Genomic DNA, 17708 nt, shown 5'->3' on the forward strand with positions numbered 1-17708 from the left:
GATGAACCTTCATTCTTATGTAAGTGAAAAACCCTGGTTATAAAACCAGGGGAATGAGGACATGATCGTGTCGTTCTATAAATAGCCACAATTTAGTCCTTAGGAAAATGGCCTTATGCTTATCTATCCTATATTGAAGGCCCTGCCTGCAGGATGTCGTGAGAGACACCTTTGAATTTGGCAAAGTTCTCTTTAAATCTAGTAGCCAACTCAGTCGCTTTCTTTTCGTATGCCTGTTTGTCCTGCCAAGTTTTCCACGGAAAAAGGATATCAGTGGGTACGCCTTTACATTGCGTCGGAATGTGTAAACCGAATATGTCCATTTGCTCCGTTTCAATGTCTCTTAACTCACCATTCAGAGCCGCGGTGACCATGGCTCTCGTATATGGCAGGTTCATTCTTTCTCCAACACTGTAAGGGCCTCCCGTCCAGCCTGTATTCACTAAGTAGACCTCTGTTTGGTGCTTTTCCATGCGTTGTCCAAGCATCTCAGCATAGACATGAGGAGACAATGGTAAGAACGGTGCCCCGAAGCAAGTTGAAAAAGTGGCTTCTGGTTCTGTTACGCCCCGTTCAGTACCCGCTAATTTACTCGTATAACCAGACAGAAAATGATACATGGCCTGCTCCTTTGTTAGTTTTGAAATGGGGGGGAGAACGCCGAAAGCATCAGCCGTTAGGAATATAATGACGTTTGGATGACCAGCTACACTTGGACGTTTAGACTCTGGTATGTGATATAAAGGATAGGCCGCACGCGTGTTTTCTGTGTAGTCGTTGTTATCATATTGTGGTGTGCGTGTTTCTTCATCCAAGACAACATTTTCTAAAACAGTGCCAAAACGGATGGCGTTCCATATTTGGGGCTCCTTTTTGGCCGATAGACCAATACATTTCGCGTAGCAGCCCCCTTCAATATTGAATATACCATGTTCGGACCAACCGTGTTCATCGTCACCAATGAGCAAACGGTCAGGGTCTGCCGATAAGGTGGTTTTGCCGGTACCAGACAATCCAAAAAACAAAGCCACATCTCCCATCTCACCGACATTGGCAGAACAGTGCATAGATAAAACATCTCGTTGTGGGAGGATATAATTCATCACACTGAATATTGATTTCTTCATTTCTCCGGCGTACTCTGTGCCTCCAATGAGGACGATACGTCGTCCAAAATGAATCATAATAAACGCTTCGGAATGCGTACCATCAATGCTAGGGTCAGCCTTGAAGCCCGGAGCAGAAACGATCGTGAAAGTCTCCTGTTTTTCTTGTGAAGTAAGGTCAGTTGTAGGACGTACAAACAACTGCTTAGCAAATAAGTTGTGCCAAGCCAATTCGTTAATCACACGAATCGGTAAACGATGGCGTTCATCTGCGCCAGCATAGCCATGAAAAACATATCGTTCTTTTGTCTTTAAATACTGTGCGACCTTAAAGTATAAGCGGTCAAATACTTCGGGTGTGATGGGCTGGTTCACAGGTCCCCACTCTATTTGTGTAGAGGAAGATGCCTCTTGAACGATAAATTTATCCTTGGGAGAACGTCCAGTATATTTGCCAGTAACCGCCCGCAGCGCGCCGGTAGAGGTTAAAACTCCCTCATAACGTTGTAAACTATGTTCAATTAATGACGCCGTACTCAAATTCATATGTGCACCATCTTCTAAAAGTCCAATCAATGCTTGAGCATTACTCGTTACACCCACATTTAAACATTCCTTTCCCCATATAAATTCATTTATTGTGACACACTTATTCTCGTTAAACAGATACATATAACAATTGTATGCACGACAAGGTGTTGAAGGAACAAAAATAGTATAACACATTTAAATTAATGTTGTACACTATATTAATTTAACCCATTTGTGAATGCCTTACTTGCAATCAAAAGGGACACGCTTGTTTATTGGTTCATACCCAGACCTCATTTTGCTTTTACAGCTTATAAGTCTAAAGTCACATTTTCCCAAATATAGCACGTTTCTCTTGATTTCAAGCATGTTCCGAACTATAATAAGAACAAATGTTCGTATATATTTAACAGAGATTACACAGAAAAGATGCGGTTTTGACACTTATTTGAGCTACTTTTTCCAATCGTGAGGACGTGTGAGACATGCTAAGCTTGCTATAATCAAAAAATTATGGATTGTATCCAGGAGAGAGGGGTGCTGCTTCATGACTGTGTTAGCCAAAAATAAGACAAGCAGGTATAGGGAGATTGAGTATCACTTAAGACAATTTAGGCAGTACAAGGTCGGGATGTCCAATCTAAAAAGTCAAGTAGAACTGATTCTACCTCGAACCACATCTTCTTATGAAAAGCGTGAAGGGCAACACCATGTCAATTGGTCAAGGAGTTCAACGGAAGATTGTGTAATGGAAAGGCTAGAATCACAAAAAGTGAAAGCATTAGAACAAGAGATCCAAAAGTATCAAATTATTGTTCATTCAATAGAACAGTCTTTAAAAGAATTAGATGAGATGGAAAGACAGTTTGTGCAGTATCGCTATTTTCAACGTTGGACCATACGAAAGATATCATTAGAGTTAGGTTATTCAGAAAGTAGTGTTCATGCTTTACGTAGACAACTGTTAAACAAGTTAGACATTAGCTTAAAAGGTATCCTATCGCTCTAGATTGGTACAAAAACAGACAGGAATCTAGAAATCATGAAGTGGAGTATATAGTGACGATGGGCGACAGTTTTTAACTTGAAAAGTGAACGTTTTCTCTCTATTTATATTGCTATGATGATAGTGAAGGTAAGAAGGCAGCTCTTTAGGGGCTGTCTTTTTATCTTTTGTAATGAAAGGGGGTGATGACATGCTGTAGAACCATTTAAAACCTCATCGCTTGAGTTTAGTTGTATATCAGGGCATAAGAGAAAGGAGTGATTAACGTTTCGTGAGTGCGCTTTTAAACATTCAACTTGCACTAGAACAAACACTGAAAGACGATGCAGCACTTATGAGCAAGATAACAGGCGTTTATGATCACGTGCCCCCAGATGCTAACTACCCATATGTTGTGATCGGTGAAGCAACAGAAGAGCCTTTAAACACGTTTGCTCAAGGTGGCATGCAAGTCTTAGCCGTTATTCGTATCATGAGTGGTGCGCTGGGTTATAACGAATGTTTTGATATTTTAAAAACTGTGAATGATTGTTTGAACCAGCAACCTCTTGTTGTGGACCAGTATGAAACGATATCCAGTGTCTATCAAAACGCTGAGACCGTTGTAGAAGAACCAACGGATGCCCGTCAGGTTCAGGCCATTTATCGTATTGTGGTGCAAAAGGTAGAGTCATAGAAGTAAGTCTTTACATTACAGTTATTTTTGTTGACAAAATGTTTAAAAAATTGAAGGAGGTCATTTTTCATGGCATTAGCAGGTAGAAAATTAAAAGTCAATGTATCGGTGAACGAAGGAGTATTTAGCGAGGTGCTTCAATTGAACGAAGCCACTATGACAAACGAAGGTGACAACCAGGATGTGAGTACGTTTGGGTCAGATTTTATTCAACGTATTCAAGGGCTAAAGGATACCAGTTATAGTCTCAATGGATTTTATGATCCACAAAATACAACAGGACAATTAGCCATTCGAGATGCATGGTTAGATAACGCATCCTTATCTATTCAGTTTCTCCCCGACGGTGTAACAGGTTTTCAGCAAGAGGTCAAAGTATCAAGTTTTGAGGTGACCGCTAGTGCAGAGGGGACAGTCGAGGTAGCCATTGAACTAGAAGGGACAGGAAGTATTTCTGGCGTGTAGTATGGCCTAGACCGCAGAAGTGGATAACAATTTGTCAAAGCGTAATTGACACAATAGATGGTCAAAAGATGATCTTTGAAACAAAATCATTCGTATAAGGGGGAAAGAACATGACTTTAGCTGGTTATCAAGCGGAAGTAAAAGTATCTGGTTCCCCGATTTCATTTACCGCATTATCGACCAACGCAAACGACGACGCCACAGTGTTTCAAGTCCAAGATAATACAAAACGGATTTGGGAGCGCTCTACCGATATCACGGTAGAGCGTTCGACTGATGGCAGCAACTGGTCTGTGGTAAATGAACGGGAGTTCCAAGTGAATAGATTGGAAGGGTCCATTTCCTTTGGTACCTCACAAGCGGACGCGAGTATCAGAGTCAGTGGAGAATATCTTCCACTCACGAAAGTCGGTGGGGCGTATGAATACACTTATGAGTTGGCATCGGAGAACCAAACGATCCACGAATTTGGTCATGCCCACCAGAAACGCCTTCAGGGAAAAAAAGATGTCACCACCTCAATATCTAAGTGGTATGACACGGATCAAACCTTCATAGAAGCCCTACAAAAGGGGAAGGCCGTCCTGTTAGAGTTTTACGCAGGACAATCAACTCCAGATATCAGAATGTGGGGCCTTGTGAGCTCTGAGGAGATCAGTGCGGGTCAGGAAGGGGTCGTAGAAGAGAGTATTGAGTTCGAAGCGATTGCTGACAAAGAAGGAAGGGTGATGAGCATTGGGTAATTTAAGAGAGCAAATTCTAGCGACACAGGATATTAAAGAAGAAGTCGTCGACATTCCGGAATGGGAAACGAAGGTGTTAGTCAAAGGTTTAAACGGTGCAAAACGAGCACGTTTACTTCAGAACAACATAGATAAACAAGGCAATATCAATTTTGAGAGAATGTATCCTGAACTGCTTATTTTGACTGTTCATGACCCTCAATCCAAGGAACCGGTCTTTCAACCTGAAGATCGTGATGCTTTAAACGCCAAAAATGGTGGCATTATTGAGAAGCTCGTACAGACCGCCATGCGTTTATCTGGCCTTGAATCACAAGCAGTGGAGAACGCGGTAAAAAACTAAAGGAGCACCCCGAGCGTCGATTTTATTTTGAATTAGCCGATCGCTTGGGGTGTACCGTTCATGACTTACTAGAGCGCGTATCCAGTCAAGAACTAACGGAATGGATGGCGTTCTATAAAATCAAAGCGGAGGAAATGGAGAAAGAGCAAAAAGAAATGGATAAAAATATGAAATCAAAACAACGTGCCAGGAGGTGAAGGTAAGTGTCTAACACAGTCGAGCAGATGAATACGATGGCTGAAAATATGGTGTCTTTTAGAGAGGAGATAAGCACACTCTTTGAAGTGATGAGCGATGGTCCGTTTAACAGAATGGCCGAGGGCATTAAAAATTTCGCTGCTCAATCTAGCAGCATACAGGAGTCTCGGGCAGCATTAGGAGAGCTTAGAACCGAAGCGAGTCAAACCAAGAGTGCATTTACAGAAACATATGAGGCGTTCAACAACACTCAAGATGCCATGGGGACGTTCGGAGAAGCAATGACACAATTACAAGGCAATATGACGTTAAGCACGGAAAGCTTCGGAAGTTTTGTGACCAGTGCATTCGCTATGGGGGAATCCCTAACAAACGTTGGCACGAGTTTGATGGTCGCCGGGACGAGTTTCGTGAGTCTATTCAATACGATCGGCCCTCTGATAGGTGCGATCAAATCACTAGGCTTGGCTATGAGTTCGGCTCTTCTGAGTCCGATGGGATTAATCATCATTGCTATCGTTGCGGTGGCGGCGATCATCTTCTTGTATTGGGACCAGATCAAGGAGAAGGTAATGAACGTTTGGAACCAAATCTGGACGTTTATACAACCGGCCGTAGAAGCCTTTGTCAATTTCTTTACATCTCAATTTAATAGGGTGAAACAGTGGTGGATGGAAACTTGGCCTCAGCTTAAACAGGCTTTCATGAATATTTGGAATGCGATTAGTGCCTTTATCTCACCTGTGATTAAGGCCATCGTAAGCATCATGAAATGGGCTTGGCCTTTTGTCAAAGCGCTCATCGTCGATACGTGGAATAGTGTTAAAAGTATCATTACAAGTGCACTGAATATTGTCATGAATATCATCAGTGCTTTCGCCAATTTGTTTACTGGCAATTGGAGTGGGTTATGGCAGAATATTAAGTCCATTGCTTCTAATCTACTGACCATGATCATTAATCTATTCCGAGTCTCATTGGTAGGCAAACTCGTATCGATTGCAAAAGGCTTAGGATCAAAACTACTCGGTATTTTCTCTGGCATGTGGAATCGTCTAAAAACGAGCTTTTTACAGGCTGGTAAAGGATTAATCGACATGTTCACCAGAGGAATTACGAACGCAGCGGGGCGTGTCGTACAAGCGGCAAAGAATATTGCACAGAAAGTAAGAAACCTACTCCCATTCTCACCTGCAAAAGAAGGTCCATTGTCAGACCTGAATAAGTTAGACTTTGCCGGACCAATAAGCCAGTCCATTCATAAGGGCATTCCCAAAGTACAGTCTGAGATGAAACACATGCTAAAACCACAAGACATTGATCCTGCCATTCGATCAGGAAACGTGGTGCAAACATCACAAGGTGGGATTACTCAAAACATTACCATTAGTGAACTGGTGGTGCGGGAGGAAGCTGATGTTGAGCGAATATCACAACGCCTTTATCAGTATCAACGCCGGTCATTACGTGCAGCGGGGGTGACTGTTTAAATGAAACAGATCGGATTTTCTTACAAGGGTCAACATAGTCATGACAAAGGATTGTTTGTCACCAATGTCGCACGCCCTTTGTTACCGACCGTAACGTCAAAGACCATGACGATCCCTGAAGGGCAAGGTGTCCTGTACTTCGGATACCAGTATGAGCCATTGGAATTGATTGTCGATATCGCATTCGAAGGAGAGAAAGCCTCCGACGTACAAGGTGTCAGAAGAGAGCTGGCCGATTGGTTGAGTCCAGAGGAGGGGCTCCAAGCTCTCATTTTTGATGATGAACCGGATAAAAAATATAAGGCTGTTCTAAACGATACTTCTGAATTAGAACAGATCGTCACAATGGGACAAGGAACGTTGCAGTTCCTTATACCCGAACCTTTTGCCTATGCCGTAGAAGACGATATTTTTATATTTGAAAAAGAAGGAACGTTCAATATTGAGCGACAAGGGACAGCTCACTCCTACCCCATGATAGAAATCATGGGGAGCTGTACGCCTTCTGACGAGATTGAAGTTAATATAAATGACCATGTCCTGTCTTTCTCAGGGAGATTGCAGGAAGAAGACACGTTAGTGCTTGATTCGCAGCTTATCACCGCCAAAATCATCAGAGCTAACGACACGGTCGAAAGTGCGATTAATCAACTCAGTACACTGGCTTTCCCTAAGACTGTACCAGGACAGAATACCCTAGAGGTATGGACGACTGGAAATGCGATTCTAAGACAATTGAAGATCACCTGTCGCAGCAGGTGGAAATAAGGAGGTTATGACGTGGCAAAAACACCGTATCAGGATCTCACAAGTCAGGATATTTTATCTGCTCACATTTCTGGTTTGCAACATTCGATTAATAAATTAGAACACGTACTAAAAATGGACACACAGAGTATCGCTGGGCATACGTTACAACCCGTGATTGATCAAGATGACCCTCAATTTCGTTATCGCATCTTTGAAGGTGAGATCCGAAATTGGCTTGCTGAACCGGTTCCAACCATTTATCGCAACGGGCAATTAGTGAATACAGAAGAATATATCCTGCAGCCTGCCTATGGTGTTGTTGTATTCAACACCCAACAAGCACCGGACGATCAAATTACGGCTGACTTTGACTATGTACGTGAGCGTTCTAGAGCATTAGAAGAGGTAGGAGGAGGTGTGCCCCAGATACATCCACCCGGGTTGTGGCGGACAAACAATCGTGTAGCAGGTTATACGTCATCAGAAGTGTATATTGGCCCTAACTTATGTGATGCCTATCCTTTTCCTGTTACCAATACTACAACGTATAACGCCATGGGGATCAGAGTAGATGTCGCTTCCGGTAGTGGGACTACGGCTCGGCTAGGGATATATAAAGATAATGGCGCCATGTACCCTGGAGAACGCGTATTAGATGCGGGTACACTACCAACGGATCAAACGGGTGCCTTTATCTTAGAGATGGCCGCCACGCTAGAGCCTGGTCTCTATTGGCTCGTACGAAACTCAGATGGAGGGCCAGGTCTGACAGGGCTTGGTCGAGAATATGTGTATCCTGTAGGTATGGATGAATCTTTAGTAGGGTCGCCTGCCGGGGCCTACCGCGTTACACTGTCATACGGCCCTTTGCCCGATGTTTTTCCGGAAGGCGCCTCTCCCTTATTTAGGAGTCATTATCCGAGCATCTGGGTAAGAAGGGCGTGACATGATGAATAGCTATAACCGTATTGGCGTCTCCAGATATAACGATATGGGGCAGGTGCGTTACAATCATTTTTATAGGGGCATGCCCACGTCTGTGTATCAAAAACTACCTGGTGCACGGCCTGTCGTGTTAGATCAAGACATGAACCGGCTTGCTGTACTCGATCAAGTGACTGATTTGATCGTACATCAGGAAATGAATGGGACTGATATTTTAGAGTTTCAAGTCCCATTCGATGATCCCAAGTCAAGCGCAATACAGAACGAGCATTTCATTCAACTTGTGGACCAACAATACGTCATCCGTAAAGTGACCAAGTCACGTGACGACCTGGGTATAAAAGTGATTTGGGTCTATGCTGAGGCACTGTGGTATAACCTGCAATACGCTGATCCTTTAACAGTATACGAGTGGGAAGATGTTGAGGCTGATAAACCGATGTCGGATATATTATCGGGGACGGGATGGCGTGTGGGTAAAGTGGACGTCACAAACAGACGGAATCTTTCATTAGACGCGGGGCAGACCAATCGCCTGAAAGCTTTAAGAGAAGTATCTGATTTATGGGGTGGAACGCTTATGTTCCACCCTCAGTCTAGAACAGTGGATTTGATTGCGCATGAATATAGTGATCCAGGTATCGCCATCGTGTATAAGAAAAATATGCAAAAGTTAGAAGCGGAATATGATACACAAGATCTCATTACAAGGCTGTATCCATATGGGAAAAACGACATGCCCATTAGTGATGCGAACGATGGACGAGAATATATTGAAAACTATCAGTATACAAACCAAGTAAGAGTACGGTCGTTAAAAGATGGTCGGTTCACAAATCCCTATCATCTTAAAGAAAAAGCGGAAGACATTCTGTCCCGGTTATCACTCCCCAGAGCGTCATACAAAATCACTGCTTCAGATCTGTCCACTCTGACAGGATTAGAGCATGAGGCTTTTCAATTAGGTGATCTTGTCAATGTTTATGATGCGGAGCTCAATGTCGATCTTAAAACTCAAATTGTAAAATGGAAGTACAATGTGCTAGAGCCTTGGAATACGGAACTTGAATTGGCGTCCGTTCAGCCAGGCTTAGAAGAACTACTTAAATCCGTCACAGAGGTAGCTGGTCAATTGGAAAGTGAAGACACGGTCAATCATCAGGATATGCTAAACCTCATGGTCTTTAATTATCTCTTGAATTCTAGAGCAGATGATGGTGACGCCTATTGGGTCAACAACGGCTGGAAAATCGATCCTCAGTTTGGCTATAGTGGTACAGCCTCTTTTCGCTGTGAGGGTGAGTTAGACGCAACGAAAACGTTGAGTCAAACCGTGTACCCGTCCCATCGCAGCCAATACACTTTAAGCTTAAGAGCATCTTCAACTGAATTGCAAAAAGGGTCCAACGGTAGAGTGGGGGTAGAGGTTGTAATGACTTACACAGATGGTACACGAGAGACAAAGTTTTTACCGTTGGCGTAACACTGTATGACAGAGACAAATGGATTATTGTAAGCATAGTGGTGCATTTAAGGAGGTTCAGTAACATGGCAAATTTTCAATCACATTCACTGACGATCGATGTCAAATCGGGTAAAAGAATTGATCACTTAGACATTGTCCAAGTGGTGGAAGATACTGAAGGGGCTGTCAATGTAACGGATGTGATGTTACAGGGTGGCTCAGTCGCCACCGTTTGGACAGGACATCCGTCAGAAATCCAATGGTCATTTGACGGGTAACAAATGAGGTGAAGGAATGAATCAAGATCAATGGACTCGGTACCTGGCTCATTTTGAAGTACATGAAGATAAAAAAGTGCAAGACATTGACGTCCGTATGATCGTTCACGATGTAGAGGGCGAGGTGTCCTTAACTGATCTGCAACTACAAGAAGGAGGGACGAGCACAGGTCACTCTATAGCGAATCGTGAGATGTTGAAAAGAGAACAGGGTTCAGGAGGACGGCAAGTGAGACAACGGCACTATAACGCTGTCATTAGAGGGGAAAAAACCATCGGTATCCCTAATCGTGCACTTCCTTCTGAGGAAAACGTACTTGAGCATCGAGTGACTGGAGGCATGGATTATACAATTCGTCCCTCTCAGGGTGTGCCTTCAGAGGGCTTGCTTTTTTCTCACTTTCATCGCACGCGTACATTCACAACGCAACGCGTGCTGGAAGCAGAAGACGTCCTACGCTTTAAAGCGACTACACGTGAGGTGTCTGTGAATGGTAACCCTATCCATCAATATTCAGGTGCTTTTCATACTGTACCCGGGATGTTTGGTAAGTTTCATGTTCAGTTGAAATCCACCCAAAACCCTGGCGAATGGACGGGGTCTGGTTATTTATTATGTGAGGTCGATACGTGGCTACAAGGTCACCGATGGTAACGGCGTAATTGTCAATGAAAGACTTAATGAAAGACTTAATGAAAGACTAATGAAAGGCTAATGAAAGACTTAAAATTGTAAGTGTGGGAGGTGTTCAGATGAGCCTAAGAACGCAACACCGACAATTCATGACTTGGCCTCGCACAAAAAACCACTTAGAAAAAATAATGGATATAGGTCCCAAGTTGACACAACTTGGGCTTTTCTTTTTTGATGTCAAAAGTGACGGTCAAATATGGAGTAGTGTAGATACAGAAGAGGATAATGAAAAAGGAGAGACACCAGTATTAGACAACATAATGGACGCAGCTGAAAGGGTGGCCCAGCAGTGGCCACATATACGTGTCCTCCTTACCATAAAGAACGATGGGGTTGCCTCTATTTTTCGTGCCATTATAACGGACAACGTGGCCCAAGATCAATTCGTCTCAAATATACATGAGATATTAAACCGTTATCCCTGGTGTCACGGTGTCGATATTGACCTCGAACGGGGGCCCAATGATCTGAAGGAAGATATCTATGCCTTGTACCAAAGGTTATATGAGGAACTGAAGCAGCGTGATGATCACACTCATGTTCATATCGACCTCCCGCCTATGACAGGACCAGGGGTCACTGTAGGGCCAGAGAAATGGTGTGAATACGAAAGACTTGCACCACTATGTGATACCGCTTTAATCATGACTTATGGGTTTGCATGGTCGGGGTCTTCCCCCGGCCCTACTTCCCCGATTCCATGGTTAAAACAGGTCCTTTCTTACGCTGTACAGGCTTTTCAAAAAGATCAAATACTAACGGGAGCACCCGCCTTTGGTTACCGGTGGCAAATTTATGATTATCCCGGTAATCTAGGCAATGCAAACGGTTGGAGAGGGGTGGCCGGAGGGTTCGATTCTTTCTTAAGATGGATGCTTGGGGACCTCAGTCACACGGATAAGTACCGAACAGGGACAGAAACACAACCTTATATTCCATTTGCTAGCTTCTATGAGGAATATGATTTTTGTCACAGACTGTTGCTACATGTCTATGATTACCCGGGGGCACATGATGTAGACGAGACCTCGCTTATCAGAAGTTCATATAATGGTCAATCTTTTCTTACAGCGTACAATAAAAAACAGACCACCCACTTCGATGGAACGGTGGTCAGCCAGTCTGGAACTGACTATGATACCATATCGGGTGCTATAGGTGTAGAAAAAGGTCTAGGTATGATTTACCCTAGGCGCCCTGCCCCGTTGCGAGACAGCAATGGAAATATTATTGGGTACGAGGATGAGGGATATGGACGGTGGTCTTTTACTATCGCCACGAGTGGCTCTTATGATGTTGTTGTCAGAGTCAATTATCCTTGGTGGGATCGGCAAAAGCTCGGCTTTAAGTTAGACGGACAAGCCGTTACGGTAGGTGAGATGCCTCAGTGGTACCCTTATCACAGAACAACGCATTGGGTGAAACTGGGGCGGTTCCAGTTGTCAGAAGGCACCCACACTTTAGAGTTATTTGGGAACGCAAGCCACTATAACACCCAATTTTACGGCTTTCGCGTTTGTCATCAATTCGAAGAAAAGCATGAAGCAGGCCAGTCTCGTTTTACTTTAAGACCTCGCTACTTACAAGACGTTGATAGACAACCAGCTTGGCCAGATGCTGATCAGTTCCGATTGACGCTAGAAACCTTACGCCGGGACCCCGAGCATCTCCATATTTGGTATGATGACTTTCGGGATTGGGATCAGTCACTACCGACGAACGTCTATGAAACCGTGTCGGGGGCGTGGTCAGTTAATGATATTGATGGCAGTGTGACTAAAGAAGTGACAGGATCAGGGGAATTTCGCATACAGTATGATCAGTTCAAAAATGTGTCTATACAATCAAGGATGACGTTAAATGGGAAGGGACGAGCAGGTGTCCTTTTTGATGACATTTGGCTATGTCTTAATGCGGATGCAACTTGTCTTGAATTATACCAAGGTGATCAGCTTTTAGAAACATACTACCCGAGTAGCCCGATACGTGTGGGGACATCGTATACATTGAGATTACGCGTGAGACATACTGAGGTCTGTGCGTTTCTTGATTCAACAAAAATACTCACTCGAGCATTAGATAATGTACCGGTAGGGTCATTTGGTATTAAATCTGATACGGAGATGACCACGGATTTAATCATCGCAGCGGATGCCATGTGGTACTATCCTCAGGAAGCTTTTGACGTTCGCTTACCGAACGGACAAACACAGACATTAGGGAGAATACCTAGAAGTGGTGTGACTTGGGATGAACATTGGGGGATTTTCTCTCTAGAACAGGGAGAAGAACCTGATACACGACAGACATCCGAGGATGGCTTACAGACAACGATCAGTATGGACTGGGATTACCTGCATTCCTCTGTCTTCCCATTATCTAAACCGGGTGATTATGAAGTGGAAATCACGGCAAACGACGTAGGGGCTTGGTTGAGTACATTGTACTTAGGGGACGCTGATGGCTTTAGCCTTGTGGTTTTTCCTGACGCTGAAACTGTCCTACGCATCTCTGATATCGCGGCTTATGAATATAATATACTCGGTGTAGGGATGTGGACCATAGGACAGGAGGATGAGCGTTTGTGGACGATGTTGGTCGACCACACAAAAGTAACCTAAAGCGTATAAGCCTACCAGTTATCAGAAGTAGGGCGGAACAAAAAAGGGATAGCCAGTTTAACAGCTGGCTATCCCTTTTTTTCATATTCCGCTTCTAGTTGTTTATAATACTGTCCTTTTTCCACGTACGTTTGCCTAATACGTTGAAGTTCAGAAAAGTCATGTTCCTCCAAAGGCCTCACTTCCTTTGCTGGAGAACCGACAACGAGTGTGCGGGGTGGAATTTTCTTCCCCGGTGGGATTAGTGCCCCTGCGCCAACCATCGCTTCTTCTCCAATTTCGGCCCCATCTAATACAATCGCACCCATGCCAATCAGAGCGCCTTCTTTTATATGGCAGCTATGTAACACAACATTATGACCCACTGTGACATCGTCTTCTATTATCAGTGGTACATTCGGGCTTTGATGTAACGTAGAATTATCTTGGATACTGACTCTGTTTCCTATCACCGTTGGTGCGACATCACCTCGAATCACAGCATTGTACCAAATACTCGTTTCTTCGCCTACTTTCACATCTCCTGTGACAACGACGCCCTTAGAAAGGTACGCTGAGGCTGCGATTTGTGGATTGACCCCTTTATAAGGCATGATCATACGACATGTCTCCTTTATCAAAGCAGTTTTAAGACCATTTTATCATTTTCTATTCTCAAAAAAATAAGTTAAGATTACAATAGATGAAAAAGGTGGGAATGTCGTGGATGAGAGAGTGGGTGTAGAGGATTTGGCCAAGTTAGAGTACCGGGTATTAGTCCCAAAGAAACCATATGCCTTAATGAAGAAGATATATAAGAATGTAAGACCCTCAATTCATCATCAGTTACAATACTGGAAACGACGCGCAGAGCAAATCCCAGATGAAGAACTACGGAAACAAGCGCTGGCAAGTATCGGAACCAAACAGTTTCATTGTGAGGGCGGGGGTATCTATGCCCTACTTGCGCCAGAAGCCAAAAGAAATGACGTGTATACATTTATTGTAGCCTACCAAACCATCAGTGATTACTTAGATAATTTGTGTGATCGCAGTGTATCCTTGGATCAGCAAAACTTTCGTGTGTTACATCAAGCGATGATCGATGCCTTATCGGAACAGTCTTCCGAGCAAGACTACTATCAGTACCAGGAACATCGAGATGACGGTGGCTACTTACAAGATTTAGTGCAAGCCTGTCAAAACAGTTTAGCCAAATTACCCTACGCGGAAGCTTACCGCGCAAACATGTTGCTCTTATGTCAGCTATACTGCGACCTTCAGGTTCATAAACATATAGACATAGAAAAAAGAGAAAGTGCGCTATTAGATTGGTGGAATCATTATCAGGCGAGTTACGCCGATCTGTCTTGGTATGAATTCGCCGCTGCCACAGGTTCAACACTAGGGATTTTTTATTACGCGACTATGTCCGTTGTCGGTTATTCCGATCAAATGAATGAAAAAATCTTACGGGCTTATTTTCCATACGTGCAAGGTTTACATATCCTACTCGATTATTTTATCGACCAAGCGGAAGATGAGGAAGAAGGGGACCTTAACTTTTGTGCCTATTATCCTGTAGAGGCGGAAAAAAGAAGGCGAATGAAGTGGATGTATGCACAGGCACAAGCATCTACGGAAGGGTTGCCCCATGAGCAATTTCACCATATGGTCATAGATGGATTATTAGCCATCTATTTGTCAGACCCTAAAGTAAAACGACGACAGGATGTAAAAAAGAGTGCCATCAATATCATCAAGCATGGTTCTTGGAAAGCGAACTTCTTTTACTATCATTGCTGGTGGATTCATCGCTGGGGGAAAAAGGTGTAGCTTAGTCGTTGGAAAAATAGTACGTACTGATAACAAATGATGACTGATATTCAAACGAGGAGTGAATCAGATTGAAAAAAATTCTAACGGTTATTTTCTTCTCTAGTATATTACTGGTTGCATGTACAAACTCACCTCCCCAAATGGAAGGGTATATGGAATCCGAAGTCATTGCAGACTTTCCAATACCCGAGGAGGCTGTCACAAACGATTCATCCTCAAATAACCCTAACTTAATCTATGTCGGGTACGATTATGAAAAGGTATCAGCAACAGAAGGTATTCCTCAAGACTATCAGGACGCGATCACCGAGTGGGGTTGGACCGAGAATGAGGCGGAAAGAATGGGAGCATTCAGAGTATTTGAAAAAGGAACACGATCCGTTGGCTTTTCATTTCATGAAGGTTGGTTCGCCTTACATGAAGATACGGAAGACTAGGACCAGGACCTAGTCCTACTTTTTTTGGATAGCAAGAAGGAACGGCGGGTCGTTCTTCTGGTTGATAAACTGATACTGAAGCACGTCATACGACTTTTGTTCCCAAGACATAACCTCCTCAAGCAGGAGGTTTTTTTCTGCTTTACCTTGTTCATGCCCGTGGTAGACTACCATGGCGATGATGCCACCTGGCTTTAAATACTCGCGCAGATGATAGAGGGCTTGAATCGTTGTCTCTGGCTGTGTGACAACCGTTTTATCACTGCCGGGAAGGTAGCCTAGGTTAAACATGGCCGCAGATAAGGGGCGATTGAGCTTGCTTAACTCCTCATGAATCGTTTCATGTCCTTTCAGGCATAGTTGAACTTGATCTACTTGTTGCGCCTGGATCAAACGTTCCTTTGTCTTCGCTAACGCTTGAGGCTGAACATCATAGGAAAGAACCTTTCCCGTTTTCCCTACGAGCTGGGCGAGAAATAATGTATCATGGCCGTTGCCCATTGTGGCATCAACGACGAGATCGCCTTCATTAACCACATCTTGGATAATATGATGAGTATAAGGAAGCACACGATCAATAGGCATGGTTCGTCACCTGTACGATTTTCTTCTCTTCACGTTGGATTGCGGGATCCCAATACTTACCTTGCCATGTATCACGGAGGCGCAGCTCACGGTCGATAGAATTAAGGACATTCCATTTATCGCTGCTCCATTGTGGGCCGATTAATAAATGCTTCGGGGCATCTCCAGTCAAGCGGTGAATGGTCACCTCTGGTGGCATAATCTCCAGTGTTTTAACCACTAAGTCGACATACTCATCCTTTTCTAGGAATTGTAGCAGCCCCTCCTCATACTGTTTGACCATCGGTGTGTATTTCATCAAGTGTAAAAGGTGGATCTTCAAGCCTTGAATGTCTAGCTTGGATACTTCTCTTGCCGTTTCTAGCATCATCTCTTCCGTTTCCTGAGGTAACCCATAAATAATGTGACAGCAGGTACGAATATTGTGCTTGCGCAGTTTTTCCACACCTTCAACATAACATTGATAGTCATGGGCACGGTTAATCAGTTCACCAGTACTGTCATGGACGGTCTGTAAACCGAGTTCTACCCATAGATAAGTCTTTTTGTTGATCTCTGCTAATAGCTCGACCACATCATCAGGTAAGCAGTCTGGGCGTGTGGCAATAGCAAGTCCTACATTACCTTCCTGCTCGAGAATCACTTCGTACATCTCTCTCAGTTCTTCTACTGGGGCGTACGTATTGGTGTACGCCTGAAAATAGCCAATGTATTCAGCGTTAGGCCACTTTTGATGCATCCGTTCTTTAATATCGTTAAACTGTGTCACCAGACTGTCTCGACGGTGACCAGCAAAATCCCCAGATCCCCTCGCACTACAGAACGTGCAACCACCGGAAGCGATTTTCCCATCGCGGTTGGGACAGGTAAAACCGGCATCGAGGGGAACTTTAAAGACCTTATGGCCAAAAGTGTGGCGTAAGTGATGATTCCATGTATGGTAACGTTTATCCCCCCATAATAGAGGTAGAGGTGCTGTTTTTGCTGAGTGAGATGAATCACGTGTATCAGTCATCTAAGATACGCTCCTTCCATCAATAGCCGATGAGGCTAACCCCTATTTTACAACAAAAAGGGAGGGAATGCAGGGTGGTTGGGTTGAAACATAAAAAAGCCTCCAAAACAGGAGACTTGATTAGTTATGACAATCGATCAATGAGTTATAGATCCCTTTGAATCATATTTAAATCACTACCTGAGTCAATCATTTCTTCAAAAGATAACCCTTCGGAGGGCGTGCCATCTTCTGTCATCATGATAAAGTCTTTTTCACCCGTGTTCGTATAGCGATAAAAGCGTGCAGACTCCACTGGAGCACCATTTTCTTTGGAATAAACGGCACCAACCAACTCCATCTTAGTCGTTTCACCAGGGCCAATCAGTACCTCTTCCACAATAGGGGTATATAACCAACAAAACATGTGCTTACGTTGTTGTAGGTTTTCAAACATCGCTTCGGGCTGTGGAAGGTCATCCACATATTGTTCGAAGGAACGGTCAAAAACACAATTGTATGAATTCATCCAGACAGGTTCCACTTCCATATCCTCCTTATCA

The 17708-nt window shown here is 43.8% G+C and carries 20 protein-coding genes; 15 read left to right on the plus strand and 5 right to left on the minus strand.

The features are described 5' to 3' along the window. Positions 1–128 precede the first annotated feature (128 nt). A complete protein-coding gene (gene pckA / locus JKM87_RS04140; protein WP_202078880.1) occupies positions 129–1652 on the minus strand; it encodes a phosphoenolpyruvate carboxykinase (ATP) in 1524 nt (507 codons plus the stop codon). Between the two features lie 532 nt (positions 1653–2184). Between pckA and JKM87_RS04145 the strand changes: the two genes are divergently transcribed. From JKM87_RS04145 to JKM87_RS04205, 13 genes are all read left to right on the plus strand, one after another. Beyond that, the gene (locus JKM87_RS04145; RefSeq protein ID WP_202078268.1) at positions 2185–2646 is read left to right on the plus strand and encodes a sigma factor-like helix-turn-helix DNA-binding protein; all 462 of its coding nucleotides are present in this window, start codon (positions 2185–2187) and stop codon (positions 2644–2646) included. Between the two features lie 268 nt (positions 2647–2914). Further along, positions 2915–3319 (plus strand): tail completion protein gp17, encoded by a 405-nt coding sequence (locus tag JKM87_RS04150; RefSeq protein ID WP_202078270.1) that lies wholly within the window; start codon positions 2915–2917, stop codon positions 3317–3319. 69 nt (positions 3320–3388) lie between these two features. Beyond that, positions 3389–3784, plus strand: a complete 396-nt coding sequence (locus JKM87_RS04155; protein ID WP_202078272.1) for a phage tail tube protein — start codon at positions 3389–3391, stop codon at positions 3782–3784. Positions 3785–3894: 110 nt separating this feature from the next. Continuing rightward, positions 3895–4527, plus strand: coding sequence for a hypothetical protein (locus JKM87_RS04160; RefSeq protein ID WP_202078274.1), 633 nt, complete (start codon positions 3895–3897; stop codon positions 4525–4527). Beyond that, positions 4520–4870 carry a hypothetical protein gene (locus JKM87_RS04165; protein ID WP_202078276.1) on the plus strand — a complete coding sequence of 117 codons (351 nt, stop codon included), beginning with the start codon at positions 4520–4522 and terminating at the stop codon, positions 4868–4870. Before JKM87_RS04160 ends, JKM87_RS04165 begins: the two co-directional genes overlap by 8 nt. Positions 4871–4914: 44 nt before the next feature. Continuing rightward, positions 4915–5067: a hypothetical protein gene (locus JKM87_RS04170; RefSeq protein WP_202078278.1), complete on the plus strand. Its 153-nt coding sequence runs from the start codon at positions 4915–4917 to the stop codon at positions 5065–5067. A gap of 6 nt (positions 5068–5073) precedes the next feature. Next, the gene (locus JKM87_RS04175) at positions 5074–6558 is read left to right on the plus strand and encodes a phage tail protein (RefSeq protein WP_202078280.1); all 1485 of its coding nucleotides are present in this window, start codon (positions 5074–5076) and stop codon (positions 6556–6558) included. Continuing rightward, a complete protein-coding gene (locus tag JKM87_RS04180) occupies positions 6559–7326 on the plus strand; it encodes a distal tail protein Dit (RefSeq protein ID WP_202078282.1) in 768 nt (255 codons plus the stop codon). 12 nt (positions 7327–7338) lie between these two features. Beyond that, positions 7339–8253 (plus strand): hypothetical protein, encoded by a 915-nt coding sequence (locus JKM87_RS04185; protein ID WP_202078284.1) that lies wholly within the window; start codon positions 7339–7341, stop codon positions 8251–8253. A gap of 1 nt (position 8254) precedes the next feature. Then, positions 8255–9736 carry a phage tail spike protein gene (locus tag JKM87_RS04190; protein ID WP_236838588.1) on the plus strand — a complete coding sequence of 494 codons (1482 nt, stop codon included), beginning with the start codon at positions 8255–8257 and terminating at the stop codon, positions 9734–9736. A 65-nt stretch (positions 9737–9801) separates the two neighbouring features. After that, a complete protein-coding gene (locus JKM87_RS04195) occupies positions 9802–9996 on the plus strand; it encodes a hypothetical protein (protein WP_202078286.1) in 195 nt (64 codons plus the stop codon). Between the two features lie 16 nt (positions 9997–10012). Continuing rightward, positions 10013–10651, plus strand: coding sequence for a hypothetical protein (locus tag JKM87_RS04200; protein ID WP_202078288.1), 639 nt, complete (start codon positions 10013–10015; stop codon positions 10649–10651). Between the two features lie 98 nt (positions 10652–10749). Further along, positions 10750–13311: a glycosyl hydrolase family 18 protein gene (locus tag JKM87_RS04205; RefSeq protein WP_202078290.1), complete on the plus strand. Its 2562-nt coding sequence runs from the start codon at positions 10750–10752 to the stop codon at positions 13309–13311. A gap of 68 nt (positions 13312–13379) precedes the next feature. Here JKM87_RS04205 and JKM87_RS04210 read toward each other — a convergent pair whose 3' ends face one another. After that, a complete protein-coding gene (locus JKM87_RS04210; RefSeq protein ID WP_202078292.1) occupies positions 13380–13910 on the minus strand; it encodes a gamma carbonic anhydrase in 531 nt (176 codons plus the stop codon). A gap of 103 nt (positions 13911–14013) precedes the next feature. On the opposite strand from JKM87_RS04210, the gene JKM87_RS04215 reads away from it, so the two are divergent. Together JKM87_RS04215 and JKM87_RS04220 are read left to right on the plus strand one after the other, a co-directional pair. Continuing rightward, the gene (locus JKM87_RS04215) at positions 14014–15126 is read left to right on the plus strand and encodes a tetraprenyl-beta-curcumene synthase family protein (RefSeq protein WP_336885126.1); all 1113 of its coding nucleotides are present in this window, start codon (positions 14014–14016) and stop codon (positions 15124–15126) included. Positions 15127–15197: 71 nt separating this feature from the next. Further along, positions 15198–15566: a hypothetical protein gene (locus JKM87_RS04220; RefSeq protein ID WP_202078294.1), complete on the plus strand. Its 369-nt coding sequence runs from the start codon at positions 15198–15200 to the stop codon at positions 15564–15566. A gap of 15 nt (positions 15567–15581) precedes the next feature. On the opposite strand, the gene mnmM is transcribed toward JKM87_RS04220, so the two are convergent. The 3 genes from mnmM to JKM87_RS04235 form a co-directional block, all read right to left on the minus strand. Beyond that, complete coding sequence (gene mnmM / locus JKM87_RS04225) at positions 15582–16151, minus strand: tRNA 5-(aminomethyl)-2-thiouridylate-methyltransferase MnmM (RefSeq protein ID WP_202078296.1); 570 nt, start codon at positions 16149–16151, stop codon at positions 15582–15584. Next, positions 16141–17166, minus strand: a complete 1026-nt coding sequence (gene mnmL, locus JKM87_RS04230; protein WP_202078298.1) for a tRNA modification radical SAM protein MnmL/YtqA — start codon at positions 17164–17166, stop codon at positions 16141–16143. The genes mnmM and mnmL overlap by 11 nt, the downstream gene beginning before the upstream one ends. Positions 17167–17311: 145 nt before the next feature. After that, complete coding sequence (locus JKM87_RS04235; protein WP_202078300.1) at positions 17312–17689, minus strand: hypothetical protein; 378 nt, start codon at positions 17687–17689, stop codon at positions 17312–17314. Between the last annotated feature and the right edge of the window lie 19 nt (positions 17690–17708).

This window comes from Caldalkalibacillus salinus, from assembly GCF_016745835.1.
Lineage (GTDB): Bacteria > Bacillota > Bacilli > Caldalkalibacillales > JCM-10596 > Caldalkalibacillus_A > Caldalkalibacillus_A salinus.

Bases quoted from the DNA above. Each gene is read 5' to 3' on its own strand.
- JKM87_RS04180 (WP_202078282.1), top strand. From the start codon at position 6,559: ATGAAACAGATCGGATTTTCTTACAAGGGTCAACATAGTCATGACAAA.
- JKM87_RS04195 (WP_202078286.1), top strand. From the start codon at position 9,802: ATGGCAAATTTTCAATCACATTCACTGACGATCGATGTCAAATCGGGT.
- JKM87_RS04190 (WP_236838588.1), top strand. From the start codon at position 8,255: ATGATGAATAGCTATAACCGTATTGGCGTCTCCAGATATAACGATATG.
- JKM87_RS04160 (WP_202078274.1), top strand. From the start codon at position 3,895: ATGACTTTAGCTGGTTATCAAGCGGAAGTAAAAGTATCTGGTTCCCCG.
- mnmM (WP_202078296.1), bottom strand. From the start codon at position 16,151: ATGCCTATTGATCGTGTGCTTCCTTATACTCATCATATTATCCAAGAT.
- mnmL (WP_202078298.1), bottom strand. From the start codon at position 17,166: ATGACTGATACACGTGATTCATCTCACTCAGCAAAAACAGCACCTCTA.
- JKM87_RS04205 (WP_202078290.1), top strand. From the start codon at position 10,750: ATGAGCCTAAGAACGCAACACCGACAATTCATGACTTGGCCTCGCACA.
- JKM87_RS04145 (WP_202078268.1), top strand. From the start codon at position 2,185: ATGACTGTGTTAGCCAAAAATAAGACAAGCAGGTATAGGGAGATTGAG.
- JKM87_RS04210 (WP_202078292.1), bottom strand. From the start codon at position 13,910: ATGATCATGCCTTATAAAGGGGTCAATCCACAAATCGCAGCCTCAGCG.
- JKM87_RS04155 (WP_202078272.1), top strand. From the start codon at position 3,389: ATGGCATTAGCAGGTAGAAAATTAAAAGTCAATGTATCGGTGAACGAA.
- pckA (WP_202078880.1), bottom strand. From the start codon at position 1,652: ATGAATTTGAGTACGGCGTCATTAATTGAACATAGTTTACAACGTTAT.
- JKM87_RS04200 (WP_202078288.1), top strand. From the start codon at position 10,013: ATGAATCAAGATCAATGGACTCGGTACCTGGCTCATTTTGAAGTACAT.